Source organism: Streptomyces sp. NPDC023481, from assembly GCF_055560195.1.
Genome location: NZ_JBVHJE010000003.1, coordinates 276,094 through 300,410 on the forward strand (window position 1 = coordinate 276,094; position 24,317 = coordinate 300,410).

Sequence of the window (24,317 nt, forward strand, 5' to 3'; positions counted from 1 at the left end):
ACGCCGACGATCACGCCGTAGCGATCACGCCGAAGCGTACGCCGGGGCGAACGCACCGCCTTCCCGGTGTTTCCGGGTGCTTTCGCGTGCTGTGTCCGCGCGGGTCAGTACCGCAGCACCCCGGCGATGCCGTCGGCGTCGCCGAGCGTGCCGTCGGGTACGAAGCGGACCTCGGCGCCGGTCTCCAGGCACTGCTCGACCAGCTCGTCCACGAGGTCGGCGCGGGCGTCCAGGTCGCCGGACTCGGCAGGCACCAGGTGCTCACCGAGGTCACGGACGGTGGGCCGGAAGTTCTCCTCCACCGCCAGCAGCCGCACCCGGCCCTCGCGGGCGCTGCGCCACAGCTCGTCCAGCCCGGCGGCGTACGTCCGGTGACCGCGCGCGGAGGTCAGCTCCCTGGCCACGGCCGCGGCGTCCTTGCGCGACTGCTCCTCCAGCACCGGCCGCAGCGCCTGCCAGACGGCCTCGGGACCGGCGTGCGCGAGACCGCCGTGCGGCACGTGGACGGCGGACTTCGCGCTGCCGCCGACCTCGTCCAGCAGGGACAGCGCCGCCTGCTCGCCGGTGACGTACAGCGGCCGGGGCTGCTCGCGCAGGACCGTGCCCATGGCGGTGTCCGCCTCCCGCAGGAACTGGCGGGTGCCCTCGTCGCTGAAGGTGCTCGGCAGGCCGCCCGTGCGCATCTGGCGCTCGGGGTCGAAGTTCTCCTGCCGGCGCTCCAGCGGGAAGCCGCCGGAGCGGTCCGCCACGACCCGGCCCTCGCCGCCGCTCCACAGGGTGACGCGGTCGGCGGAGACCGACAGCACCCAGAACGGCCGCTCGGCGGCCTGCGCGGCCACCAGGTTGCGGGTGAGGAAGGTGTCGGACAGCACCACACGCTCGGGGACGGCGCGCGCGACGGACCACACCTGGTGCTCGCCGGGGGCGGCGAAGATGACCAGGCCGTCCTCGGCGTGCGCGAGGTCCACCTCCGCCAGCGCACGGTCGAGCTGCGCGACGACCTCGTTGCGCCGCTCACGGGTGACGGCGGGATCGGCCTCCAGACGCCGACGGGCCTCGGTGACCACGTTGCGCAGCCGGACGGGGTCCTGGCCGTTCTCGGGCTCCCGGCGGTGTGTCGGGGTCAGCACGGACACCGCGGGATACGGGCGCGGGCGCCGCAGTTCGGCGAGGGTCGCGGGACTCAGTGCGTGCTCCATGACAGCACGATAGGTCCGATTCACAGGTACGGCATTCGGGGTAATCCGGGCCGTACCGGCTGGTAAGCGGGCCGCGGGGCGTTTCTGACCGCGAAGCCGTGACGTGCCCGTGGCTTGAGGAAGTCTTTGCTTGTGGCCGGTTCTTTTCGCGCCCGGGCCGGTGACACGGCTGTTCACGGATTTCGCTGAGGCAAAAAGCGGCCGGAAACATGGGGCGGCCGGCCCGTGCCGTGTTACGGCCACGTTGACACAGCCGGACGCCTGGCGGAGGCTCGTCCATATAGGTGCTCAATACAACTGGTTTTGCCCGGCCGGCCTCCCGGCCACGGAACCGCAGGTGGGCGGGGGTGCGTCGGGCAGCCGGAGGCAGGAGGTAGCGCATGTGCGGCATCACCGGATGGGTCTCCTTCGACCGTGACCTGACGGCCGAGGCGACCACATTGCATGCGATGACCGAGACGATGGCCTGCCGGGGCCCGGACGACCGCGGCACCTGGGTCGAGGGACCCGCCGCCCTGGGACACCGCCGGCTCGCCATCATCGACCTCCCCGGCGGCCGGCAGCCGATGTCCGTGCACACTCCCGAGGGCACGGTCGCCCTCGTCTACTCCGGTGAGGCCTACAACTTCACCGAGCTGCGCCGGGAACTCGCAGACCGGGGCCACCGGTTCACCACCGACTCCGACACCGAGGTCGTGCTGCACGGCTACCTGGAGTGGGGCGACGCGGTCGCCGAACGGCTCAACGGCATGTACGCGTTCGCCGTGTGGGACGGCCGGCACGGCAAGCTGGTGATGATCCGCGACCGCATGGGCATCAAGCCCTTCTACTACCACCAGACCCCCGACGGCGTGCTGTTCGGCTCCGAACCCAAGGCGATCCTCGCCAACCCGCTGGCCCGGCCACGCGTCACGCTGGACGGCCTGCGCGAGCTGTTCGTCATGGTCAAGACGCCGGGACACGCCATCTGGGACGGCATGCGCGAGGTGGAGCCCGGCACGGTCGTCACCGTCGACCGCTCCGGTATCTCCACCCGCGTGTACTGGCGCCTGGAGACCCGCCCGCACACCGACGACCGCGACACCACCATCGCCACCGTGCGCAACCTCCTCGACGACATCGTGCGCCGCCAGCTGGTCGCCGACGTGCCGCGCTGCACGCTGCTCTCCGGCGGGCTCGACTCCTCCGCCATGACCGCCATCGCCGCCCGGCAGCTCGCCGAGCACGGGGAGAAGGTGCGCAGCTTCGCCGTCGACTTCGTCGGCCAGACCGACAACTTCGTCGCCGACGAACTGCGCGGCACCCCCGACACCCCGTTCGTGCACGACGTGGCCCGGCTCGCCGGCACCGACCACCAGGACATCGTGCTCGACGCCGAGGCCCTCGCCGACCCCGCCGTGCGCGCCCAGGTGATCCGGGCCCGCGACCTGCCCTCGGGCCTCGGCGACATGGACAGCTCGCTGCTGCTGCTCTTCCGCGCCATCCGGGAGAAGTCCACGGTGGCCCTGTCCGGCGAGTCCGCCGACGAGGTCTTCGGCGGCTACCTCCAGTTCTTCGACGAGGAGGCGCGGCGCGCCGACACCTTCCCGTGGCTGACGACCATGGGCCGCCACTTCGGCGAGGACGCCGGTGTGCTGCGCGCCGACCTCGTCAAGAACCTCGACCTGGACGGCTATGTCGCCGACGGCTACCGCACCGCCGTCGCCGGCATCGACCGGCTCGACGGCGAGAGCGACTTCGAGTTCCGGATGCGGCAGATCAGCCATCTGCACCTGACCCGTTTCGTGCGCATGCTGCTCGACCGCAAGGACCGGATGAGCATGGCCGTCGGCCTGGAGGTCCGGGTGCCGTTCTGCGACCACCGGCTGGTCGAGTACGTGTACAACGTCCCGTGGGCGCTGAAGTCCTTCGACGGCCGGGAGAAGAGCCTGCTGAGGGAGGCGTCGGCGGACGTCCTGCCGCGCTCGGTGTACGAGCGCGTGAAGAGCCCGTACCCGTCCACGCAGGACCCCCGGTACGCCCGCGCCCTCCAGGAGCAGGCCAAGGAACTGCTCGCCCGGCCCTCCCACCCCGTCTTCGACGTGGTCGACCGGGACCGGGTCCGGGCGGCCGCCGAGCGCGAGACGCCGGTCAGCACCCAGGCGGCCCGGCGCGGGCTGGAACGCACCCTGGACCTGGCGGGGTGGCTGGACCTCTACTCGCCGGAGCTGGTTCACAGCTGAGCCCGATCGCGCGGTCCGCGGCCGCCGCCGACTTCTGCCACCACGTCGTCACCGGCTCCCACACCAGGACCCGCCGTCCGGTGCCGAGCTGCCCGGCGGTGAAGGAGCGGCCCAGATGCGCGGCCGAGGCCGCCACCGTGACCGCGTCCACCCGGCGGGCCTCTCGGTCCGCCGGGTCAGCGATGGTCCGGACGTCGGCGTAGGCCGTGCCGCGCACCGCGAGCAGGTAGCTGCCCGTGCCGCCCTCCGGCACGGGCAGCGCCGCGCCGTCCAGGTCGCCGAAGGTCACCGTGGGGACGCGGTCGACGACGCACGCGCGCGTGCTCCCGTTGGTGACACCGACCCGCAGCACGGTCGGGTGGCCGGGCACGGCCTTCGCGTGCAGCGTCAGCGACTTCCCGGCGCAGCGGACGGGCCGGTCCGGACCGGCGGCGGCCTGGCTCTGCGGCGCGGTGATCAGCAGGGCCGCCACGACGGCCGAGGCGGCGGGTACGGCGAGGGCGGCGCGGACACGCATGACGGTGGTCCCCCTGTTTCGCGGTCGTGGACGGGCTACGGCGGCCTGGGCGCGCCTGCCCAGTGGGACGACCGGGGTGGCCCGGAGGTTGCCCCGGTTCCTTGCCGTCACCCGGTCGCGCCGCTTCTTTCACCGGCCGGTCGCCGTCAGCCGGTGCCGTCCGAGGTGACGGTGTCGCCGGCCGCGTCCGCCCCGCAGGAGCTGCCGCTCGCGGGCAGTGAGCCGTAGAGCAGGAAGTCGTTGACCTTGTGGTGCACGCACGTGGAGGAGGAGTAGGCGGTGTGGCCCTCGCCCTTGTTGTCGAGCACCACCGCCGACGGGCCGAGCCGACGGGCCGTCTCCTCGGTCCACCGGTACGGCGTCGCCGGGTCGCCGCGCGTGCCGACAAGCAGCATCTTCGCCGAGTGCACGTCCCGCACGCGGTCGCGGATGAAGTCGGTGCCCCGGGGCCGGCCGTAGCACATCAGCAGCTGGGTCAGCCGGTAGCGGCCGAACACCGGCGAGGCCTGGTCGTAGACGGACCGCAGGTCCTTCAGGTCCCGGGTGAGCCGGGCCGCGGAGGGCCGGTCGGGGTCGTCCGCGCAGTTGATCGCCGACAGCGCGGCCTCCAGGTTGTCCGCCGGGACGTCCTGCGCGCCGCCGTCGCTCCGCGGCCGGCCGGCTGACCGGCCGATGCCGCCCGTGGAGAAGGCCAGCACGCGCCGGGTGTCGCCGTCCTCGACCAGGGAGCCCAGCGCGCGCTCCAGCGAGGGCCACAGCTCCTTGCTGTAGAGGGCCTGTCCGATGGCGCCCACCAGGTCCTGGCCGGAGAACGTGCCGCCGAAGTCGTTGGGCACCGGGTTCTCGTCGAGCGAGCGCACCAGCCGGAGCACTTCGTCGCCGGCCGCGCGCCGGTCCCGTCCGAACGGACAGGCGAGGTCCGTCGTGCACCAGTCCAGGAAGTCGTCCAGCGCCGTCTGCTGCCCCTCGGCGCCCGCCACCCCCTGCTCGGCGAGCGACTCGGTCAGCGTGTCGACGCCGTCGAGGGCGACCCGGCCGACCTTGTCCGGGAACTGTGCCGCGTACACCGCGCCGAGCCGGGTGCCGTAGGAGAACCCGAGGTAGTTGAGCTTGTCGTCGCCGAGCGCCTGGCGGATGACGTCCAGGTCGCGGGAGGCGTTCACGGTGCCGATGTGCGCGAGCACCGGGCCGGAGTACCGGGCGCACTGGTCGGCGGCCCGCCGCAACTGCTTCAGCAGCGCCTGCGGACGGCCGAGGTCGGCGTCCTTCTGCGTCACGGTCGCGGCCACGTCGCTGCCCTCCCCGCAGCTGACGGGGGAGGACCGGCCGACTCCGCGCGGGTCGAAGGTGACCACGTCGTAGCCGTTGGTCAGGTCCATGAACTGCCTGCCCTGACCGGCCAGTGCCGGGATGCCGGCGCCGCCCGGGCCGCCGAAGTTCAGCAGCACCGAGCCCTGGGACGCCCCGGTGGCCCGGTAGCGGGCCAGCGCCAGGTCGAGGGTGCCGGCCCGCGGGTGCGCGTAGTCCAGCGGGACGGTGACCTTCGCGCACTGGAGGTCCTTCGGCATGTCCGGGCCCCGGCAGGCGGCCCAGGCCGGTTTCTGCCGGTAGAACCGGGACAGGTCGGGCTGGGGCCGGTCGGCGGCCACCGCGGGCAGCCCGGTGCCGAGCAGCGCCAGGGCGAGGGCCGAGGCGCCCGCGCAGCGCCGCACGGCGGCCCGTGTGGACAGCTTGGCCAGCATGGTCGCCTCCCGGGGCGCCGCCCGCCACGGACCGGGGGCGATGCCCTCGGATCACCATAAGCGGGCCCGGGACGGCCCGCCTCCCGGCGAGCGGGGCGCCGCCCACGGGCGTGAACTCCGCGTCCGCGTTCACCCCTTGATGATCATTGTGCGGCTTTGCATCCCGTTCGATAACAGTGCCGCTCGATGGGGTGAAAGACCGATAAGCCATAACTCGGATGGTTCGCCTGCGTTTTACGTGGTGCGAGTGAGTACTCGCGACGACGTCTGGAAGGCAGGAACTATGAGACGGGCTACCCGAAACGGTGTGATCGCCGTCGCCGCAGCGTCCGGCGCCATGGCCGTGGCGTTCCCGGTGTCCGCCGCCTTCGCGGCCGGCGGGGCCGACGCCGAGGGAGCGGCGGTCGGCTCGCCGGGGCTGGTCTCCGGCAACGGCATCCAACTGCCGGTGCACGTGCCGGTGAACCTCTGCGGCAACACGGTGAACGTCGTGGGACTGCTCAACCCGGCGGCGGGCAACGCGTGCGCCAACACCGGCGGCGGGAAGAGCGGCGGTACGGGGAAGGAGACCGCGTCGGGCGCCTCCGGCGGGGCCGTGGCGCACGGCGGCACCGCGGACGCGCCCGGCGTGCTCTCCGGCAACGGCATCCAGCTCCCCGTCGACCTGCCGGTGAACGTCAGCGGCAACAGCGTCGACGTGGTCGGCGTCGGCAACCCCGCCCTCGGCAACCAGTCGGTCAACGGCCCCGCCGAGACGCCGCGTCCGGTCCCGCGCGCCCCGGTCCCCAAGCCGCGCGCCCCGAAGCCCCCGGCCCACCACGCCGCCCCACGGGCTTCGACGCCCGCGCTGGCGCACACCGGTGCGGACCTGACGGCTCCGGCCGTCGGCGGCAGCGCCGCGCTCCTGCTCACGGGCACGATCCTCTACCGCCGCTTCCGCCCCGGCGTCCTTCGCTGACCCCCTCCCACGGCCCCACCGGACACCGGCCCGGTGGGGCTTCGTGCTGCGGGGCCGTCCCGGGGGAGCGGCTCGTGCAGCCGGCGCACCGAGCCTGACGAAGGCTTGCTCGGCACGCACAGGGGGACGCGGGCACGTACACCAACTCAGAAGCCACCTCCGGGAGTCGGTCGTCCGACGCGGTCGGCGACCGCACCCCGCACCCCGCACCCGACTCCCGTACCCCGCGTCCTCGTCGACCCCGTCGGCTGATCTCCCCATGGCGTGCCCGCACTTGATCCGGAAGGATGCGGTGGGCGGCGCGGCCGAGGGCCGGGCCGTATGGCAGGCGACCCCGATGGAGACGGAGCGTACCGATGACCTCTGCGGCCCCCCAGGACCTCGTCGTCACGCAGGCCACCCTCGCCGACTGGCCGGTGATCAGCGGGTGGGCGGCGGCGGAGGGCTGGAATCCCGGGCTGTCCGACGGGCCCGCGTTCTTCGCGCAGGACCCCGACGGGTTCTTCCTGGGCCGGATCGACGGGGAGCCGGTGTCGGCCATCTCCGTCGTCAACCACGGCCCCGACTTCGCCTTCCTCGGCTGCTACCTCGTCCGCCCCGACCTCCGCGGCCACGGACACGGGCTCACCACCTGGAAGACGGCCCTGGCCCACGCCGGGAACCGGACCGTCGGCCTGGACGGGGTCGTCGCGCAGCAGGACAACTACCGCCAGTCCGGGTTCCGGCTCGCACACCGCACCATCCGGTACACCGGCGCCGCCCCCGAGCGCGCGACCTCCACCGGCGTACGCCCCGCCACCCCCGCCGACCTGGCCGCGCTCACCGCCTACGACGGCGCCTGTCACCCCGCCGACCGCCCCCGCTTCCTCGCCGCGTGGCTCACCGCGCCCGGCCACCGTGCCGTCGTCCGCGAGGACGGCGGCCGCCCGACCGGCTACGGCGTGATCCGCCCCGGCCACGACACCCTGCGCGTCGGCCCCCTGTTCGCGGACACCGCCGACGACGCCCGGGCCCTGTTCGACGCCCTGACCGCCGGCGCGGCCGGCCGCGAGATCGCGATCGACGTGCCCGAGCCGAACACGGCCGGCGTCGCCCTCGCCGAAGAGGCCGGGCTGCGGCCCTCGTTCGAGACCGCCCGCATGTACACCGGTCCGGTGCGCGCCCACGTCCGGGAGCGGGTGTTCGGCGTGACCACCCTCGAACTCGGCTGATCCTCAGGGCACTCGGCTGTGGCTGCGGCGGTGCAGCTCCCGTACCGCGTCCACCAGCTCCGGCACCGGCCCCTCCACCGTCACCGCGGGCGCGACGTCCCGCACGGGCAGCGCGCGCACGGGCGGCGCGGGCGCCCCCAACTCGGCGAGCCAGCAGGAGAGCTGTCTGGCCGAGGCGACGTACACGATCCGGCCGAGCCCCGCCCAGGCGTGCGCGGCCGCGCACATCGGGCAGTGCTCGCCCGAGGTGTAGACGGTCGCCGCCGCCCGCTCCCCGGGCGTCAGGTGCGCGGCCGCCCAGCGGGCCAGCTCGAACTCGGGATGCCGGGTGCCGTCGCCGTCCGCCACCCGGTTGCGGTCCTCCGCCAGCACCGTGCCGTCCCCGGCCACGAGCACCGACCCGAAGGGTGCGTCGCCGGCGTCGAGCGCCTCGGCCGCCAGCTCCACACAGCGGCGCAGATGCCGCAGCTCACCGTCGCGTACCATCGGCACACCTCCTCCCGTCATGGTCCCCGGCCGGGCGGGCCCCGGCCACCGCGACCGGTCCGGCGGGCGAGGGTGCCCCGGGGGCGGCGGCCCGCCGGGCCGGGAAGGCGTACCGGCGCCCCGCGGCGACCGTCCCGAGCGCCAGCAGCACCGGCGGCAGCGCGGCCCAGGGCAGCGCCCCCGCGCCCGCCGCGTCCAGCACCAGCCCGCCGGTGAGGGAACCGGCCGCGATGCCCGCGTTGTACACCGTGGTCTGCAACGAGGTCGCCACGTCGGCGGCGGCCGGACCCGAGGCGTCGACCAGCGCGGTCTGGATCAGCGTCGGCGCCCCGCCGAAGGCCACGCCCCACAGCGCGACCGCACCGACCAGCACCCCGTGCGCCCCGGCACCGAGGCCCAGGGCCGCCAGCACGGCCGCCATCAGGGCGAGTGCCCCGAGCAGCGTGGGCCGCGGGTGCCGGTCGACCAGCGCTCCGGTGAGCCAGATCCCGGCCACCGTGGCGGTCCCGAAGACCCCCAGCAGCACGCCCGTCCGGCCGTACCCCACGTGCGCGGCGAACGGGGCGACGTACGTGTACATCACCTGGTGCCCCAGCAGCAGCGACAGCGTCACCGACAGCACCGGGCGGATCCCGGGGCGCGCGGCGACCCGGACCACGGGCACGCGCGCGTGCGGCGGCTCGCCCGGGAAGGCGGGGACCCGGAGCCGTACCCAGACCACCAGCAGCACGGTCAGCGCGGCGAGGCCCGCGAACGCGGGCCGCCAGCCCACCGCACCGGCCAGCGCGGTCCCCGCGGGCACCCCGAGCGCCAGGGCGAGCGTGATCCCGGCCAGCACGACCGCGATGGCCCGGCCGCGCCGCCCGGCCGGCACCATCCGGGCCGCGTACCCGGCGAGCATCGCCCACAGCGTGCCGCCCATCGCCCCGGCCAGCAGCCGGGCCGCGACGGTCAGCGGATACGACGACGACAGCGCGACCAGCGCGTTGCTCACGGCGAAGCCCAGCAGCGCGCCGCACAGCACCGGCCGCCGGGGCAGCCCGCGCAGCGCCGCGGTGACCGGGATCGCGGCCGCGAAGGAGGCGGTGGCGTACGCGGTGACGAGGAAACCGATCCGGGACTCGGCCACCCCCAGCGGGGGCGCCATCACGGGCAGCAGGCCCGCCGGGAGGAGTTCGGTCAGTACGGCGGTGAACGCGGCGCAGGACAGGGCGAGCAGCCCCGACCAGGGCAGCCGGCCGCCCTTGACCTGGGAGGACAGGGTCATGCGACCATGGTCGAAGCCTCACACCAGTGTGAAGGTCAAGCGCGGATCGGGAGGCCGGCATGCGGATCGGTGAGTTGTCCCGGCGTACCGGCGTTCCCACCCGGCTGCTGCGGTACTACGAGGAACAGCACCTGCTGACTCCGGAACGCACCGGGAACGGCTACCGCAGCTACCCGGAGACGGCGGTCGCCCAGGTGCGGCAGATCCGCGGCCTGCTGGACTCCGGCCTGACCACCGGGATGATCCGGGCGATCCTGCCGTACCTCTGCGGCCCCGGCGATCTCGTGCCGTCCCCCGAGTCCGTCCCCCGGGAGACGGCCGCCCTGCTGCGGGAACACATCGACCGCATCCAGTCCCGCATCGACTGCCTCGCCCGCAACCGGGACCGGCTCACCGCCTACCTCGCCGCGGTACGGCCGGACGACCGCCGGGACGCCTGAATCGGCTTGGCCCGCCGGCGCGTTCGTGCTGGAGTGTCACCATGGATCACGCCGCTGTGCTCGCCGTGTACGACCGGGACCTGCGTGAGGGCGCCCGGCCCGACGGACCCGGGGCCCGGATCGAGCGGGCCGGGAACGTGGTGCGCCAGGTCGCGGACCCGCCGGGCTGGAACGCCGTGCTCTGGTCCGGCCTGGACGCGGCGGACGCGGACCGGGCCGTCCGCGAGCAGATCGACCGCTTCACCGGCCTGGGTCGGGACTTCGAGTGGAAGCTCCACGGCCACGACGGGCCCGCGGACCTCGGTGACCGGCTGCTCGCCGCCGGGTTCCGGGCCGAGCCCACGGAGACGCTGATGGTCGCCGAGGTCGCCGGGCTCGCGCGGGACACCGCCCCGCCGGCCGGCGTCCGCTGCGTGGAGGTCACCGACGCGGCCGGCGTGGACCTCGCCGTGACGGCGCACGAACGGGCGTTCGACACCGACGGCACCGCGCTACGGCACCAGCTGCTCGCCCGGCTCGCCGCCGACCCCGGCACGGTCGTCGCCGTGGCCGCCCTCGCCGATGGCGAGCCCGTCGCCGCCGCCCGCCTGGAGCCGGTGCCCGGCACGCCGTTCGCCGGGCTGTGGGGCGGCGGCACCGTCGCGGCCTGGCGGGGCCGGGGCGTCTACCGCGCCCTGGTCGCCCACCGCGCCCGCGCCGCCGCCGACCGGGGCTACCGCTACCTCCAGGTCGACGCCTCGTCCATGAGCCGCCCGATCCTGGAGCGCCTGGGCTTCCACGCCCTGAGCACCACGACGCCCTACCTCCACGGGGCCTGACCCGGCGGCGGGACCGGGTCCCGGCTCAGCGCCGGGACCGGGCCCGGTCCAGCGCGGCCACACCCACGGCCGCCAGGGCGATCTGGATGAACCACTCGATCCAGTCGGGCCCCTTGGTGTCGGCCACCCCGAACCCGGCGGCGATCGCCGAGCCCAGCAGCGCGGCCACGATGCCGACGACGATCGTCCACAGGAAGCCGATGCGCTGCCGTCCCGGGACGACCAGCCGGCCCAGTACACCGATGACGATGCCGATGACGATGGCACTGAGGATGCCTGAAATCTCCACGGCCGCCCCTCCCTGACGCTGGTGCTCGTTGATTCCCGCTGCCCTGGTATGTGCCCGCTGTAAGCGGAGCCACTCAGCCCCGGTTGCCGTCGGGACGGCTCTGTTCACCGCACCTTCATGCCATGTACCTTTCAATAAATCGACGCGTGTAGAACCCTCAACCGGGTTCTACGCGCGCAGACTTGGCGCCCCCAACGCCTCTCCCCACCCCTCATGGAGGTTCGACGGATGCTCACATCCAGGAGATCCCGCCGCAGATGCACCACCGCCCTGGCCGGCCTGGGGCTGCTGCTCACCGGAGCCGCACTCCAGATCGGCACCGGCACCCCCGCCCACGCGGCGACCCCGCACCGGATCCTGTTCGACAACGCCCACGCCGAAACGGCGGGCAACGCCGACTGGATCATCTCCACCAGCCAGCCCGACCCGCTCGGCCAGAACTCCTCCCCGTCCGCCGAGACGGACTGGACCGGCGCCCTGTCCTCCTGGGGCGTCGCGCTGCAGAAGACGGGGAACTACAGCCTGAAGACCCTGCCGTCCGGCTCCAGTCTCGGCTACGGCGGCAGCTCCGCGACCGACCTGTCGAAGTTCGACACCCTGGTCCTGCCGGAACCCAACACGCTGTTCACCAGCGCCGAGAAGACGGCGATCATGAACTTCGTGAAGAACGGCGGCGGGCTGTTCATGATCTCCGACCACACCGGATCCGACCGCAACAACGACGGGGCGGACGCGGTCGAGATCCTCAACGACCTGATGACGAACAACAGCGTCGACTCCACCGACCCGTTCGGCTTCTCCATCGACTCGCTCAACATCGGCTCCGACCACCCGTCCGCGATCGGCGACAGCACCAACCCCGTGCTGCACGGCTCCTTCGGCACGGTCTCCAAGAGCCTGATCGCCAACGGCACCACCGCCACCCTCAAGCCCGCCGACAACCCCGGCGTCAAGGGCCTGCTCTACCGCACGGGTTACTCCGGCAACACCGGAGCCTTCTTCGCCACCAGCACCTTCGGCAACGGCCGGGTCGCCTTCTGGGGCGACAGCTCACCCGTCGACGACGGCACCGGCCAGTCCGGCAACACGCTGTACGACGGCTGGCACGACTCCAGTGCCACCAACGCGGCCCTCGCCCTCAACGCCACCGAGTGGCTGGCCGGCGCGAGCGGCAGCGGCAGCGGCGGGGGTGGCGGCTCGACGTCCTGCACCCCCGCCCAGCTCCTCGGCAACAGCGGCTTCGAGTCCGGCAGCGGCACCTGGAGCGCCACGAGCGGTGTCATCACCAACTCCACCGGCGAACCGGCCCGCTCCGGCTCGTACTACGCCTGGCTCGACGGCAACGGCACCGCCACCACCGACACCCTCGCCCAGTCGGTGACCATCCCCGCCGGCTGCTCGGCCCGGCTCGGCTTCTACCTCCACGTGGACACCGCCGAGACCTCGGCCAGCACCGCCTACGACACCCTCAAGGTCCAGGTGCTGAACAGCTCCGGCACCGTCCTCGGCACCCTGGCCACCTACTCCAACCTCGACGCCGCCTCCGGCTACACCCAGCGGAGCTTCGATCTGAGCGGCTACGCCGGGCAGACCGTCACCCTGAAGTTCACCGGCACCGAGGGCTCCAAGTACCAGACGTCGTTCGTCGTGGACGACACCGCGCTCAACGTGAGCTGAGCCGGCGCGGCGGGCGGGCCGCCCGGGCCCGCCCGCCGCGGCTTCAGGCCGCCGGCACCGTCCGCTCCGGCGTGTTCCACCCGGAGACCCGCACGCCCGGTGCCGAGCCGTGCAGGTCGGCGGTGCGGTAGGTGGCGGTCAGCGTCACCGACTCGCCCGGCCACAGGCTGACCTCGTTGTCCGACCAGCGCACCGGCAGCACCGGCCTGCCCTGCGCGTCCACCAGGTGGACGTCCGTGAGCAGCGCCGGCGTCGTCCCGGTCCCGGCGTGCCGCAGCGTCACCGTCGTGGTCGACGTGCCCTCCGACGACCTGGTGGCCGCCGTCGCCGACACCGGCACCCCGGCCATCGAGGACAGTCCCCTGAGGTCGGCGTAGCCGGTCGTCGGCGTGTAGTACCAGGTGGTGCCCTTCCAGTCGAGGGTGTCGGCCCGGGTGGAGAGCCAGTACACGTTCCGGCTCACCTCCGTGCCGTCCTGGTCCGTCAGCACCAGCCGGAGCAGGTACGTGCGCGCCAGCCCGGGCACCGACGACGGCAGGGTGAGCGGTGTGCCGTGCGCCCCGCCCCCGCCCACCGACACACCCGTGACGGTCCTGTCGTACCTCCGTGCGCCGTCGGGGTCGAACAGCGTGGCCCGGGCGGTGAGGCCCCGGGCGGGGGCCGTCCGGTTGTTCACGACCACGACCGAGCGGTTGTCGTACGAGTACTGGATGTGCAGCGGTTCGTTCGCCTTCTTGGCCCCGAAGTAGGAGCCGTTCTGGTCGAGATAACGGTCTGTCAGCTGCCAGTGCAGGGAGGTCCAGCCGCTGTTGAACATCCAGTGGATCACCCCGGTGGCCGGCCGGTCCGGGTCGCCCGCGTTGCGGCCGTAGGCCTCGAACTGGGCGCGGACGTTCTCGTACTGGGCGAGCTGGGCCTTGCGCACGTAGTCGGCGAGGCTGGTGGGGGCGCCGTAGCGGCCGGCGAGGGCGTCGTCGTAGATCCGGAGCGTGCCGAAGACGGTGGACGGCGAGCGGTGGTACTGCCGGGCGTCCGGGTCATGCCACAGGGTGTCGAGTTCGGCGGGGGTCATCATCCGGCGCAGGCTGTCGAGCGTGGGGATGCTCGGGCCCGCGCTGGTCTCGGAGTTGAACCCGGCGGCCCCGCCCTCGCGCTTGTCGTACCAGTAGCCGGGCGGCACCCAGTCGTAGGGGCCGGTCATCTTCAGGCCCGAGGCGCCCAGCCGGGGGGAGGGCCGGTCGGAGGCGGAGGAGACCACGGGGGTGGGCCAGTCCGCGGCCCGCAGGGCGTCCAGGTAGTTCTTCTCGATCGTCGCGTCGGGGGCGAAGTCGCTGCCGATCAGGAAGGACAGCACGCTCGGGTGGCCGCGCAGCCGGGCGGCCTCGGCGGCCATGGACGCCTTGGCGACCGGATAGTCCGCCGCGGTCCAACGCTCTCCGTTCTCCGTGCCGTTGACCTCGCCCTCCCACTTGCCGCAGCACTCCCAGCCCGGCAGGATCAGCAGGCCGAGGCGGTCGGCCTGGGCGAAGAACTCGTCCGGCTCCAGGTGGCCCTCCAGGCGGAGGGTGTTCAGGCCCAGGTCGAGGGCGTACTTCAGGCGGTCCTCGACGTAGCCGGGGTCCCAGCGCAGGAACGCGTCCGGGGACCAGCCGCCGCCCTTGACCAGCAGCGGGCGGCCGTTGACGCGGTACTGCCGGGCTCCGTCGGGGTTCAGCGGGGCCCGCACGTCCCGGATGCCGAAGGTCTCGTGCGCGGTGTCCGAGACCGTGCCGGCCACGGTCGCGGTGAGGTCGAGGTCGTACAGCGGGTGGCCGCCCATCCCGGCCGGCCACCACACCCTGGGCTTGGTGAGGTGCAGGCCGGGGGTGTCGGCGGGGGAGAAGGTGACGGTCTTCGTCTCGTGTGCGGCGAGCGTCACCCTCCTGCCGAACGCCGTATCGCCGACGGTGCCGCGGACCTCGGCGGTGACGGCCGCGCCCGTGTCGTTGCGGGCCCGGGCCTTGACCGTCAGGTCGGCCGTGGCGAGCGACGGCACGTCCAGCCGGGTCACCACGTGCGCGTCACGCAGCGCGACCGGGCCGCCCCTGCGCACCACGACGTCCCGGACGAGGCCCATGTTCCGGTCGGGCGGCGGCTGGATCCAGTCGAGCCAGCCGACGGTCAGGTCCTTGGCCGGGTCGGTGGGCCGCACCCGGAACGCGACCGTGTTGGTGCCGGGCCCGACCAGCGAGGTGATGTCCAGCTCGTGGTGGGTGTAGGCGCCGGTGACCTCCTTGGCCGAGGCGACCTGCCGGCCGTTGACGAAGACGTCGGCCGCCGAGACGACCCCGCTGAAGTCGAGGGAGGTGCGCCGGGTGGTGTCGTCGACGGTGAAGTCGGAGCGGTACCACCAGGGCACCTCGAAGTCGGACCGCGGGATCCTCTGCAGGTTCGTGGAGCGGAACGGGTCCGCGTACACGCCGTTCGCCAGCAGCGCGGCCAGCACCGTGGAGCGGGGGCCCGCCGGGTACCAGCCGCGCGCCGGGTAGCCGGGGGAGGACACGGCCGCCGCGGAGTCGCGCACCCGGGCGGTCGACTGGAGGGCGTAGCCGGTCAGCGGGGTGCCGGTGCCGGCGGCGGAGGGGACGTGGGTGATCCGGGCGGGCCGCCGGGGCTCCGCCGTGTCCCGCGGGGCGGCGGTCCAGGCGCCGGTGGTGAGGGCGCCGGCCAGGGCGAGGAGTGCGGCGGCGGTGGGGAGCCGGCGGGCGGCGCTAGGGAACACGGCGGTCTCCAGCCTCGTAAAGTTAGGAAACTTTACAAATCGGGGTCACGCTAGGGGCCGCCCCTGGCCGTGTCAACGACCCGCGCCGCCGTGGCCGTTGCCCGGGTCAGGTTCCGGCCGTCCGCCGTTCGAACACCAGGTGCCGGGCGGTGTCCAGGGCCGTGGCCACCGCGCCCAGCAGGACGGCGTCCGCGCCGAGCCGGCTCGGCGCGATCCGGGGGCGCAGCGGGGTGAGGGCGCGCAGCCGTTCCCGCACGGGCCCCAGCAGCAGGTCGACGCTGTGGCCGACCCCGCCGCCGAGCACCACCAGGTCCGGGTCGAGCACGGCGGCGGCCGCCGCCACGGTGTGCGCGATCCGCTCGGCCTCCAGCTCCACCGCTCGCACGGCCGCCGGATGGCCCTGCCGGGCCGCGTCGAACACCGCCTTCGCCGTGAGCTGCCCGCGCATCCCGAACTCCCGGGCCGCCTCCACCACCGCCACCCCCGACACCGCGTCCTCCAGCCGCTCCGGCTGCCGCCGGCCGTGCCACGGCACGAACCCGATCTCGCCGGCCAGGCCGTGGGCGCCGGTGAACAGCCGCCCCTCGCCGACGATCCCCATCCCGAGACCGGTGCCTATCAGGACGTACGCGAAGAGCCGGCTGCCCGCGCCGACGCCGTACGTGTACTCGCCGAGCGCCGCCAGATTCGCGTCGTTGTGCACCTCCAGCGGCACGCCCAGCTCCGCCCGGATCCGGTCCACGAGCCCGGCCCGCCCCCAGCCCGGCAGATGCATGGCGTACCGCACCCGCCGCCGCCCCTCGTCGTACACCCCGGGTGTGCCGATCACCCCGTGCACCACCTCCGCCGGGTCCACGCCCGAGTTGGCGATCACCTGGCGGGCGGTGGCCACGACCAGGTCGGTCAGGGCGGCGGAGGCGCGGGCCCGGTTGCGTACGTCAGCCCGGGCGACGACCGTGCCGTCCAGGTCGGCCACCGCCACCCGCAGCCAGCCCCGGCCGATGTCCACACCCAGCGCGTACCCGGCGGCCGGGTCGGGGGCGTAGAGCACGGCGGTGCGGCCGCGCTCCGGGGCCTGGGTGCCTACCTCGTGCACCAGGCCGGCCGCCGCGAGCGAGGCCAGCGCGCTGGACACCGTCGGCTTGGACAGGCCCGTGTCGCGGGCGAGTTGGGCGCGGGAAGCGGCGCCGAGCGCGCGCAGCCGGTCCAGGAGCAGCCGCTCGTTGGCACTGCGCAGGCGCCGGCGGCTCCAGGGCTCCTCCTGCTGCGCTACGACGTCAGGGGCGGGCATCGCACCATTGTCGTGCATCCGTGTCGCACCCTTGACGCTTCTGGTAAGGCTCCTTAACTTTGTCGCCCTGTCCGCCTCCGCCGGGAGCGTCGGCCCGGCCGGGGCGCCCGCCGCGTCAGGAGTGTCCATGTCCGGTAGCCCGCCGCCCCCGGGCGGTTTCGTCCGCCGTGTCGGCCTGTTCCAGGCCACGGCGATCAACATGAGCCAGATGTGCGGCATCGGCCCGTTCGTCACGATCCCGCTGATGGTCGCCGCGTTCGGCGGCCCGCAGGCGGTCATCGGGTTCGTCGCGGGCGCGGTGCTGGCCCTGTGCGACGGGCTGGTCTGGGCCGAACTGGGAGCCTCGCTCCCGGGCTCCGGCGGCAGCTACGTCTATCTGCGCCAGGCGTTCCGGTACCGCACCGGCCGCCTGATGCCGTTCCTGTTCGTGTGGACGGCGATGCTGTTCATCCCGCTGATCATGTCCACCGGCGTGGTCGGCTTCGTCCAGTACCTCGGCTACCTCGCCCCCGGCCTCGGGCAGACCGCCGGCGATCTGACCGGGCTCGGCGTCATCGCGCTGGTGGTGCTTCTGCTCTGGCGCGGTATCGAGCACATCGCCCGCATCACCGCGGTCATGTGGGCCGTGATGATCGCCTCGGTGCTGCTGGTGATCGTCGCCGCCGCCACTCACTTCAGCCCACACATGGCCTTCACCTATGCGCCGGGCGCTTTCAATGTGATGAGCCACCACTACTGGCTGGGCTTCGCCGCGGGACTGACCATCGGCATCTACGACTACCTCGGCTACAACACGACCGCCTACATGGGCGCCGAGATCAAGGACCCCGGCCGTACGCTGCCGCGCTCCATCCTCTGGTCGATCCTCGGCATCATGGCCGTCTACCTGCTGCTGCAGATCGGCACCCTCGGCGTCGTGGACTGGCGCCGGATGACCGACCCGCACGACATCGCCTCCACCTCGGTGGCCTCCGCGGTGCTGGAGGAGACCTGGGGCAGGAGCGCGGCCGACACGGTGACCGTGCTGATCCTGGTCACCGCGTTCGCCTCCGTCTTCACCGGCCTGCTCGGCGGCTCCCGGGTGCCCTACGACGCCGCACGCGACGGGGTGTTCTTCCGCCCGTACGAGAAGCTGCACCCGAAGCACCGGTCCCCCGTGCTCGGCCTGGCCACCATGGGCGTGATCACCGCCGTCGGCTTCCTGATCGGGCGCCACACCGACCTGGCGACCCTGATCCAGCTGCTCACCACGGTGATGGTCATCGTGCAGGCCCTGGCCCAGATCGTCGCGCTGACGGTGCTGCGCAGGCGCCGGCCCGACCTGCCCCGCCCGTACCGGATGTGGCTGTACCCCGTGCCGAGCGTGGTGGCCTTCGTCGGCTGGTGTGTGATCTACGGGTACGCCGACGACAACTCGCCGGGCCGCCATCCCATCGAGTGGTCCCTGGCCTGGCTGGTCCTCGGCTGCGCGGCCTTCCTGGTCTGGGCGCGGTGGGAGAGGGTGTGGCCGTTCGGCCCGCAGGAGCCGGGCGGGGAGGCCGGCGGGGTGCCCAACGCCCTGGAGATGAGCTAGAGTTCCCGCCGTCGAGACCATCCTCCCCGGCCGGACCGCGATCCGCCGGGGAGGCTTTCGTTCATGACCGACACCATCACCGCGGACGTCACCGTCCGCCCCGCGACCCCCGAGGACCGGCCCGCCGTGGAACGGCTGTGGCTGCTGTTCCGCCACGACCTGTCCGAGTTCGACGCCGCCCTGCCCGCCGCCGACGGCACCTTCCGCAGCGAGCGCGTGGAGTACGCCTTCTCCGCCCCCGGCTGGGCGCCGTACCTGATGACCTCGGGCGACCACCTGGCCGGGTTCGCCTTCGTGCGCGGGCTCGACGCCCCGGTGCGCGTCCTCAACAGCTTCTTCGTGGTGCGCGCGGCCCGGCGCAGGGGCGTCGGACTGCGGGCCGTGCGCGAGGTGCTCACCCGGCACCCCGGCCCCTGGGAGATCCCCTACCAGCAGGACAACCCGGCCGCGACGGGCTTCTGGCCGCGGGTCGCCGATGATCTCGCCGATGACGCGTGGACCCGCGAGCCGCGCCCGGTCCCGGACCAGCCGGAGCGGGCCCCGGACCTGTGGCTCTCCTTCACCGTGACCGGGTGAACCGGGACCTGTGACGGCGCTGGACCGGGTGGATCAGAGGCCTGTGACGGCGCCGGACCGGGTGAACCGGGGCCTGTGACGGACGGAGCGGCGGGTGCACGCCCCAGGCACGGCAGCGGGCACGCGGAGGCCGGTCCGCCCGGGCGGACCGGCCCCGCCGTCACCCTTCCTTCCTCTTCTCGATCTCCTCTTCTGCGGTTCGGGGGGCGCCTACGGCCTGGGGGCGCTCTTCGCCGCCGTGCCGGCACACACCAGTCCGAGGACGAGGGCCAGGGCTCCGATGACGATGTTGTTGATGATGACGCCCGCGTCCGGGCCACTGCCCACGATCCACGGAGCGATGATCATCCAGATGCCCATGGCGCACATCGCCCAGCTCAGGCCGTACATACGCTCGGGTGCCCGGCTGAATCCCAGGGCCAGCAGGCCTATCGCGATACCCATGATCAGGTTGTGCGTCGCGAGGGCGGGCTGGCTCAGCGTGTAGTGCAGGATCCACGGGGACGCGGCACAGTACAGGCCGAGCAGGAAGGCCGGACCGTCGACGAGCGCCACATCCCGACCGCCGAGCATGCGGGCGTAGCGATCCCGCATTTCGGAGACATCGGGGTGGCTCGATATGTCACCCCTGTGCAAGTTGGCCATGAGTCGTCTCCTTTGACTTCGGGCCAGACCGCGTCTGTGCGGTGTGCGGTAAGCGCCGCATAATCCATTTTGCTCTTATTTCACCCTTATGTGTAGGGCTGATTTCACCCGGGCGGCGGTGGCATGTCCTCGCCGATCGAGGGCAACCGGATCGGTACAAGCTGTACATTCCATCGGGTCCGCGACGCAGGAGGTGGCCGCCGTCATGAGTGCGAAGGTGTTGGAGCGTTTTCCCGCAGGTGCTCCGCGCGGATCGTGGCCCGCGGAGGAGTATGCCGCCGCACGACGTGCCGAGGGGGAGCCGGCGACCGTGGTGATGGACCTGAAGTCGGACGCCTTCCTCGTGGTGGTCGAGGGCGAGGAGGGCGCCGGACGCGCCTGACGGGCGTCCGACCCTGCTTCAGTTACCTCTACCGCTTTTCCACCTGCCCCTCCGCCAGTTCCCGTGCCCGGTGGACGAACGCGGTGTGCAGGTCCTGGGCCGCCCGGGGCGCCGACTCCGTGTGCCGGCGCTGGAGCATCAGCAGCACCCGCGTGGTGTCGTCGGCGAGCGGCCGGTACGTGAGGGTGCCGGACCGCTCCAGCGGGTCCCCGGCGACGCTGAAGTCCGGCAGCACGGTCGCCCCGAGCCCCTCGGCGACCATCAGCTTGCCCATCTCGGCACCGTCGGTCGAGTACGAGAACACCGGGGTGCGACCGGACAGCAGCCGGTGCACATAGCGGTGCATCACATACCCGGTGCGCATCGCGATCAGCGGTGTGCCGAGCAGGTCGTCGGCGCCGATCACGCTCAGCGCCGCGAGCGGACTGTCCGGCCGCAGGCACACCACGGGCCGCCCGCGCAGCAGCTCCGTGCACTCCATGCCCGCGGGGACGTCGTCGCCGTCGAGATGGTTGACCAGGCCGAGGTCGAAGCCGCCCTCCTCCAGCCCGCGCTGGATGTCCGTCTGCTGCGCGGCCACCACCTCGACCTGGGTCACCGGATGCGCGGCCCGGAACTCCCGCAGCACCGGGATCAGCAGCGGCACGGTCGCCGCGTTGACCGTGCCGACGCGCACCATACGGCTGATGCGGTGCTGTTCACCGGCCGCCGACCGCAGCCGGTCCACCGCCTCCAGCACCCCGGTGATGTGCGGCAGCAGCTCCCGTCCCGCCGCGCTCATCGTCGCCCCCGACCGCTTGCGCTCCAGCAGGTCGACCCCCAGCTCCCGCTCCAGATTGCGCACGGTTTCGCTCAACGCCGGCTGGGAGAGGCGTAGTTCGTCGGCCGCCCGGCGCAGTGAGCCGAGCCGGGTCACGGCCGCTATGTATTCCAGCTGTTCGGTCCGCACCCCCGCAGAATGCGCGGCCGCACAGGGCGGGTTCAAGGATTTCCCTGTCACACCTTCGTGAAATCCAATGGTCCGCGATACGAGACCGGTCGGGTTTTCCTTGACGGCTCTCACCGGCTGCTGCCACGATCGACGGCATGACGATGCGACTGGACCTCACGCGGCGACGCCATGTCGACCTCGCGCGCGTCTCCAGCGCCTCCTGTTGCCCCGCGGCCTGATCCGCCGCGTACGCCTCCCCTCTTCCGGGTTTCCCGGCACGCCTGAATTCCCCCTTTCCTTTCCCTGCCCCGGCGGGATGCGGCGTGCCCGGAATTCGTCGTGCTTTCCGCAACAGGAGTTCCGCATGCCCGCAGCACCCGTGAAATTCGCCTACTGGGTCCCCAACGTCAGCGGGGGACTCGTCACCAGCAGGATCGAGCAACGCACCGACTGGGGATACGAGTACAACCGCCGGCTCGCCGTCCTGGCCGAGGACAACGGTTTCGAGTACGCCCTCAGCCAGGTCCGCTACATGGCCAGTTACGGCGCCGAGTACCAGCACGAGTCCACCAGCTTCAGCCTCGCCCTGCTGCTCGCCACCGAGCGGCTCAAGGTCATCGCCGCCGTCCACCCCGGACTGTGGCACCCGGGCGTCCTCGCCAAACTCGGGGCCACCGCGGACCACCTGTCCAACGGCCGCTTCGCCGTGAACGTCGTCTCCGGCTGGTTCAAGGGAGAGTTCACCGCGCTCGGCGAACCCTGGCTGGAGCACGACGAGCGGTACCGCCGCTCCGAGGAGTTCATCACCGCCCTGCGGCGGATCTGGACCGAGGACCACGCCGAACTCGCCGGTGACTTCTACCGGTTGCGCGACTTCACCCTCAAGCCCAAGCCGCTGGCCGCCCCCGGCCGGCCGCACCCGGAGATCTTCCAGGGCGGCAACTCCAGCGCGGCCCGGCGGATGGCCGGCCGGGTCTCCGACTGGTACTTCTCCAACGGCAAGGACTTCGACGGGGTCGCCGAGCAGCTCGCGGACGTCCGCGCGGCCGCCGCCGAAGCCGGGCGCAGCGCACCGCGGTTCGGGCTCAACGGCTTCCTCATCGCCCGCGACACCGAGGCCGAGGCCCGCGAGACCCTGCGCGAGATCGTCGCCCGCGCCGACACCGAGGCGGTCGAGGGCTTCGGCGCGGCCGTGCGGCAGGCCGGGCAGTCCACGGCCGACGGCAAGGGCATGTGGCAGGACTCCACCTTCGAGGACCTGGTCCAGTACAACGACGGCTTCCGCACCGGGCTCATCGGCACCCCGGAACAGATCGCCGAGCGGATCGTCGCCTACAAGAAGCTCGGCGTCGACCTCCTCCTCCTCGGCTTCCTGCACTACCACGAGGAGGTCGCGTACTTCGGCAAGCACGTGCTGCCCCTCGTCCGCGAGCTGGAGGCCGCCCTGCCGGAGACCGAACCCGGCATCGTCTCCACCTCGGGTCCCGTTTCCGCCCGCGCCTGACCGCCGGGCCGGCACCCGCTCCCGACCCTCCTCCCGGGCCCGTCCCGCGCGTGCCCGGCGCACCCCAGAAACGAGGCACCCATGGCCACCGTCCTGTCCGTCTCCGGCAGCCCCTCGGCCTCCTCGCGCACCGGCCGCCTGCTGCGCCACCTCGACCAGCGGCTCGCCGCCCAGGGCCACGAGGTGATCCCGCTCGACGTCCGCACCCTCCCCGCCGAGGCCCTGCTCGGCACGGACTTCGGGCACCCCGCCATCGTCGAAGCCGCCGAACTGTTCGCCCGCGCCGACGGGGTCGTCGTCGGCACCCCCGTCTACAAGGCGTCGTACTCCGGTGTCCTCAAGGCCCTGCTCGACCTGCTCCCGCAGTACGCGCTCACCGGAAAGACCGTGCTGCCGCTCGCCACCGGCGGCTCCACCGCCCACGTACTCGCCATCGACTACGCCCTGCGCCCGGTGCTCAGCTCCATGGGTGCCGCACACATAGTCCAGGGCTGGTTCACCCTCGACAAGGACATCACCGTGCGGGAGGACGGCTCGGTGACCGTCGCGCCCGCCACCGCCGAGGCCCTCGGGCACGTGGTGGACCAGTTCGGCGCCGCCCTGGACCGCACCCCGCTGCTCGCGGCGGCGAGCTGACCGCCGTGACCGCACATGTCATCGCCGACGACGCGGAGGCGCTCACCGTCGCCGCTGCCCTGGCCGGCGAGTTCCGTGCCGGGGCCGCCCGCCGGGACGCCGGACGACGCCTGCCGCGGGCCGAGCTGGACCGGCTGTCCGCCTCCGGGCTGCTCGCCGTCACCGTGCCCGCCGAGCACGGCGGCGCCGACGTCCGCGCCGAGACCCTCGCGGAGGTCTTCCGGCTGCTCGGCACCGCCGACGGCAGCCTCGCGCAGATCCCGCAGAGCCACTTCGTCTACGTGGGCGTGATCCGCCGGCAGGGCACCGAGGAGCAGCGCAGGTTCTTCTTCGCCGAACTGCTCGCGGGCCGCCGCCTCGGCAACGCCCAGTCCGAGGCCGGCACCCGGCACGTCCAGGACATCCGCACCCGGCTGGAGCCCCGGCCCGACGGCTCGTACCTCCTGCACGGCGTCAAGCACTACAGCACCGGCGCCCTGTTCGCCGACTGGATCCCGGTGCTGGCCCGCGCCGAGGACGACACGCTGCACGTCGCCTACGTGCCCCGGGACGCACCCGGTCTCACCGTGGTCGACGACTGGGACGGCATGGGCCAGCGGACCACCGCCAGCGGTACGGTCCGCCTGGACGCCGTGCCCGTGCCCGCCGACCGGGTCCTGCCCCACCACCTCACCTTCCGGGGTCCGCAACTGCACGGCGCCACCGCCCAGTTGCTGCACGCGGCCATCGACACCGGGATCGCCGGGGGAGCGCTCGCGGAGGCGGCGGAGTTCGTCCGCACCCGCACCCGCCCCTGGTTCGAGAGCGGGGCCGAGACCGCCGCCGAGGACCCGCTGCTCGTCCAGCGCTTCGGTGAACTCGCCCTGCAGGTGCGGACGGCCGAGGCACTGCTGCGGGAGGCCGCCCGCGCGGTCGACACCGCACGCGACGGTCTCACCGACGACACGGCGGCCGAGGCGTCCATCGCGGTCGCCGCCGCCAAGGTGCGGGCGGCCGAGGCCGCCGTGGAGGTCGCGAGCGCGCTGTTCGAGGTGTCCGGCACCCGCGCGGCCCTGAACTCGCTGAACCTGCACCGCCACTGGCGCGACGCCCGTACCCACACTCTGCACGACCCGGCCCGCTGGAAGATCCAGCACATCGGCCGCCACCTGCTCAACGGAACCCGGCCGCCCCGGCACGGCCTGCTCTGAAC

General features: G+C 73.2%; 23 protein-coding genes. 13 read left to right on the top strand and 10 right to left on the bottom strand.

The window, feature by feature from the left end; genetic code table 11:
- Positions 1-104: 104 nt before the first annotated feature.
- Complete coding sequence (locus ACZ3ZD_RS08720) at positions 105-1,199, bottom strand: baeRF3 domain-containing protein (RefSeq protein WP_467395024.1); 1,095 nt, start codon at positions 1,197-1,199, stop codon at positions 105-107.
- 380 nt (positions 1,200-1,579) lie between these two features.
- Between ACZ3ZD_RS08720 and asnB the strand changes: the two genes are divergently transcribed.
- Complete coding sequence (asnB, locus tag ACZ3ZD_RS08725; protein WP_467395026.1) at positions 1,580-3,421, top strand: asparagine synthase (glutamine-hydrolyzing); 1,842 nt, start codon at positions 1,580-1,582, stop codon at positions 3,419-3,421.
- Here the strand turns inward: asnB and ACZ3ZD_RS08730 are convergent.
- Positions 3,330-3,938: a DUF4232 domain-containing protein gene (locus ACZ3ZD_RS08730; RefSeq protein ID WP_467395028.1), complete on the bottom strand. Its 609-nt coding sequence runs from the start codon at positions 3,936-3,938 to the stop codon at positions 3,330-3,332. The two genes, asnB and ACZ3ZD_RS08730, sit on opposite strands and share 92 nt — an antisense overlap.
- 146 nt (positions 3,939-4,084) lie before the next feature.
- Positions 4,085-5,680 (bottom strand): alpha/beta hydrolase, encoded by a 1,596-nt coding sequence (locus tag ACZ3ZD_RS08735; RefSeq protein ID WP_467395030.1) that lies wholly within the window; start codon positions 5,678-5,680, stop codon positions 4,085-4,087.
- 283 nt (positions 5,681-5,963) lie between these two features.
- On the opposite strand from ACZ3ZD_RS08735, the gene ACZ3ZD_RS08740 reads away from it, so the two are divergent.
- Positions 5,964-6,638 (top strand): chaplin, encoded by a 675-nt coding sequence (locus ACZ3ZD_RS08740; RefSeq protein ID WP_467395032.1) that lies wholly within the window; start codon positions 5,964-5,966, stop codon positions 6,636-6,638.
- Between the two features lie 356 nt (positions 6,639-6,994).
- Complete coding sequence (locus ACZ3ZD_RS08745) at positions 6,995-7,849, top strand: GNAT family N-acetyltransferase (protein WP_467395034.1); 855 nt, start codon at positions 6,995-6,997, stop codon at positions 7,847-7,849.
- A gap of 3 nt (positions 7,850-7,852) precedes the next feature.
- Here ACZ3ZD_RS08745 and ACZ3ZD_RS08750 read toward each other — a convergent pair whose 3' ends face one another.
- Positions 7,853-8,335, bottom strand: coding sequence for a nucleoside deaminase (locus ACZ3ZD_RS08750; RefSeq protein ID WP_467395035.1), 483 nt, complete (start codon positions 8,333-8,335; stop codon positions 7,853-7,855).
- Complete coding sequence (locus ACZ3ZD_RS08755; protein WP_467395037.1) at positions 8,319-9,602, bottom strand: MFS transporter; 1,284 nt, start codon at positions 9,600-9,602, stop codon at positions 8,319-8,321. Before ACZ3ZD_RS08755 ends, ACZ3ZD_RS08750 begins: the two co-directional genes overlap by 17 nt.
- A 59-nt stretch (positions 9,603-9,661) precedes the next feature.
- Between ACZ3ZD_RS08755 and ACZ3ZD_RS08760 the strand changes: the two genes are divergently transcribed.
- Both ACZ3ZD_RS08760 and ACZ3ZD_RS08765 read left to right on the top strand, forming a co-directional pair.
- Positions 9,662-10,042 (top strand): MerR family transcriptional regulator, encoded by a 381-nt coding sequence (locus ACZ3ZD_RS08760; RefSeq protein ID WP_467395039.1) that lies wholly within the window; start codon positions 9,662-9,664, stop codon positions 10,040-10,042.
- 41 nt (positions 10,043-10,083) lie between these two features.
- The gene (locus ACZ3ZD_RS08765; RefSeq protein ID WP_467395041.1) at positions 10,084-10,860 is read left to right on the top strand and encodes a GNAT family N-acetyltransferase; all 777 of its coding nucleotides are present in this window, start codon (positions 10,084-10,086) and stop codon (positions 10,858-10,860) included.
- 25 nt (positions 10,861-10,885) lie between these two features.
- On the opposite strand, the gene ACZ3ZD_RS08770 is transcribed toward ACZ3ZD_RS08765, so the two are convergent.
- Complete coding sequence (locus ACZ3ZD_RS08770; protein WP_467395043.1) at positions 10,886-11,149, bottom strand: GlsB/YeaQ/YmgE family stress response membrane protein; 264 nt, start codon at positions 11,147-11,149, stop codon at positions 10,886-10,888.
- 228 nt (positions 11,150-11,377) lie between these two features.
- Between ACZ3ZD_RS08770 and ACZ3ZD_RS08775 the strand changes: the two genes are divergently transcribed.
- The gene (locus ACZ3ZD_RS08775; RefSeq protein WP_467395045.1) at positions 11,378-12,826 is read left to right on the top strand and encodes a hydrolase; all 1,449 of its coding nucleotides are present in this window, start codon (positions 11,378-11,380) and stop codon (positions 12,824-12,826) included.
- A 43-nt stretch (positions 12,827-12,869) separates the two neighbouring features.
- On the opposite strand, the gene ACZ3ZD_RS08780 is transcribed toward ACZ3ZD_RS08775, so the two are convergent.
- Positions 12,870-15,587, bottom strand: a complete 2,718-nt coding sequence (locus ACZ3ZD_RS08780) for a glycoside hydrolase family 2 protein (protein ID WP_467395047.1) — start codon at positions 15,585-15,587, stop codon at positions 12,870-12,872.
- Positions 15,588-15,693: 106 nt separating this feature from the next.
- On the bottom strand, positions 15,694-16,878 hold the full coding sequence (locus tag ACZ3ZD_RS08785; protein ID WP_467395049.1) for an ROK family protein: 1,185 nt from the start codon (positions 16,876-16,878) through the stop codon (positions 15,694-15,696).
- A 127-nt stretch (positions 16,879-17,005) separates the two neighbouring features.
- Between ACZ3ZD_RS08785 and ACZ3ZD_RS08790 the strand changes: the two genes are divergently transcribed.
- Complete coding sequence (locus tag ACZ3ZD_RS08790; protein WP_467395050.1) at positions 17,006-18,451, top strand: APC family permease; 1,446 nt, start codon at positions 17,006-17,008, stop codon at positions 18,449-18,451.
- 63 nt (positions 18,452-18,514) lie between these two features.
- Entirely contained in the window at positions 18,515-19,027 is a 513-nt protein-coding gene (locus ACZ3ZD_RS08795; RefSeq protein ID WP_467395051.1) for a GNAT family N-acetyltransferase, read from the top strand.
- A 210-nt stretch (positions 19,028-19,237) separates the two neighbouring features.
- On the opposite strand, the gene ACZ3ZD_RS08800 is transcribed toward ACZ3ZD_RS08795, so the two are convergent.
- Entirely contained in the window at positions 19,238-19,672 is a 435-nt protein-coding gene (locus ACZ3ZD_RS08800) for an SPW repeat protein (RefSeq protein ID WP_467395052.1), read from the bottom strand.
- A gap of 205 nt (positions 19,673-19,877) precedes the next feature.
- Between ACZ3ZD_RS08800 and ACZ3ZD_RS08805 the strand changes: the two genes are divergently transcribed.
- Positions 19,878-20,054 (top strand): hypothetical protein, encoded by a 177-nt coding sequence (locus ACZ3ZD_RS08805; RefSeq protein ID WP_467395053.1) that lies wholly within the window; start codon positions 19,878-19,880, stop codon positions 20,052-20,054.
- Positions 20,055-20,082: 28 nt separating this feature from the next.
- Here ACZ3ZD_RS08805 and ACZ3ZD_RS08810 read toward each other — a convergent pair whose 3' ends face one another.
- Entirely contained in the window at positions 20,083-21,003 is a 921-nt protein-coding gene (locus ACZ3ZD_RS08810; protein ID WP_467395054.1) for a LysR family transcriptional regulator, read from the bottom strand.
- Between the two features lie 143 nt (positions 21,004-21,146).
- On the opposite strand from ACZ3ZD_RS08810, the gene ACZ3ZD_RS08815 reads away from it, so the two are divergent.
- From ACZ3ZD_RS08815 to ACZ3ZD_RS08830, 4 genes are all read left to right on the top strand, one after another.
- A complete protein-coding gene (locus ACZ3ZD_RS08815; protein WP_353962852.1) occupies positions 21,147-21,224 on the top strand; it encodes a putative leader peptide in 78 nt (25 codons plus the stop codon).
- A gap of 125 nt (positions 21,225-21,349) precedes the next feature.
- Positions 21,350-22,489: a dimethylsulfone monooxygenase SfnG gene (gene sfnG / locus ACZ3ZD_RS08820; protein ID WP_467395055.1), complete on the top strand. Its 1,140-nt coding sequence runs from the start codon at positions 21,350-21,352 to the stop codon at positions 22,487-22,489.
- Positions 22,490-22,570: 81 nt separating this feature from the next.
- Positions 22,571-23,125, top strand: coding sequence for an NADPH-dependent FMN reductase (gene ssuE, locus ACZ3ZD_RS08825; protein WP_467395056.1), 555 nt, complete (start codon positions 22,571-22,573; stop codon positions 23,123-23,125).
- Between the two features lie 5 nt (positions 23,126-23,130).
- Positions 23,131-24,315 (top strand): SfnB family sulfur acquisition oxidoreductase, encoded by a 1,185-nt coding sequence (locus ACZ3ZD_RS08830; RefSeq protein ID WP_467395057.1) that lies wholly within the window; start codon positions 23,131-23,133, stop codon positions 24,313-24,315.
- Positions 24,316-24,317 lie beyond the last annotated feature (2 nt).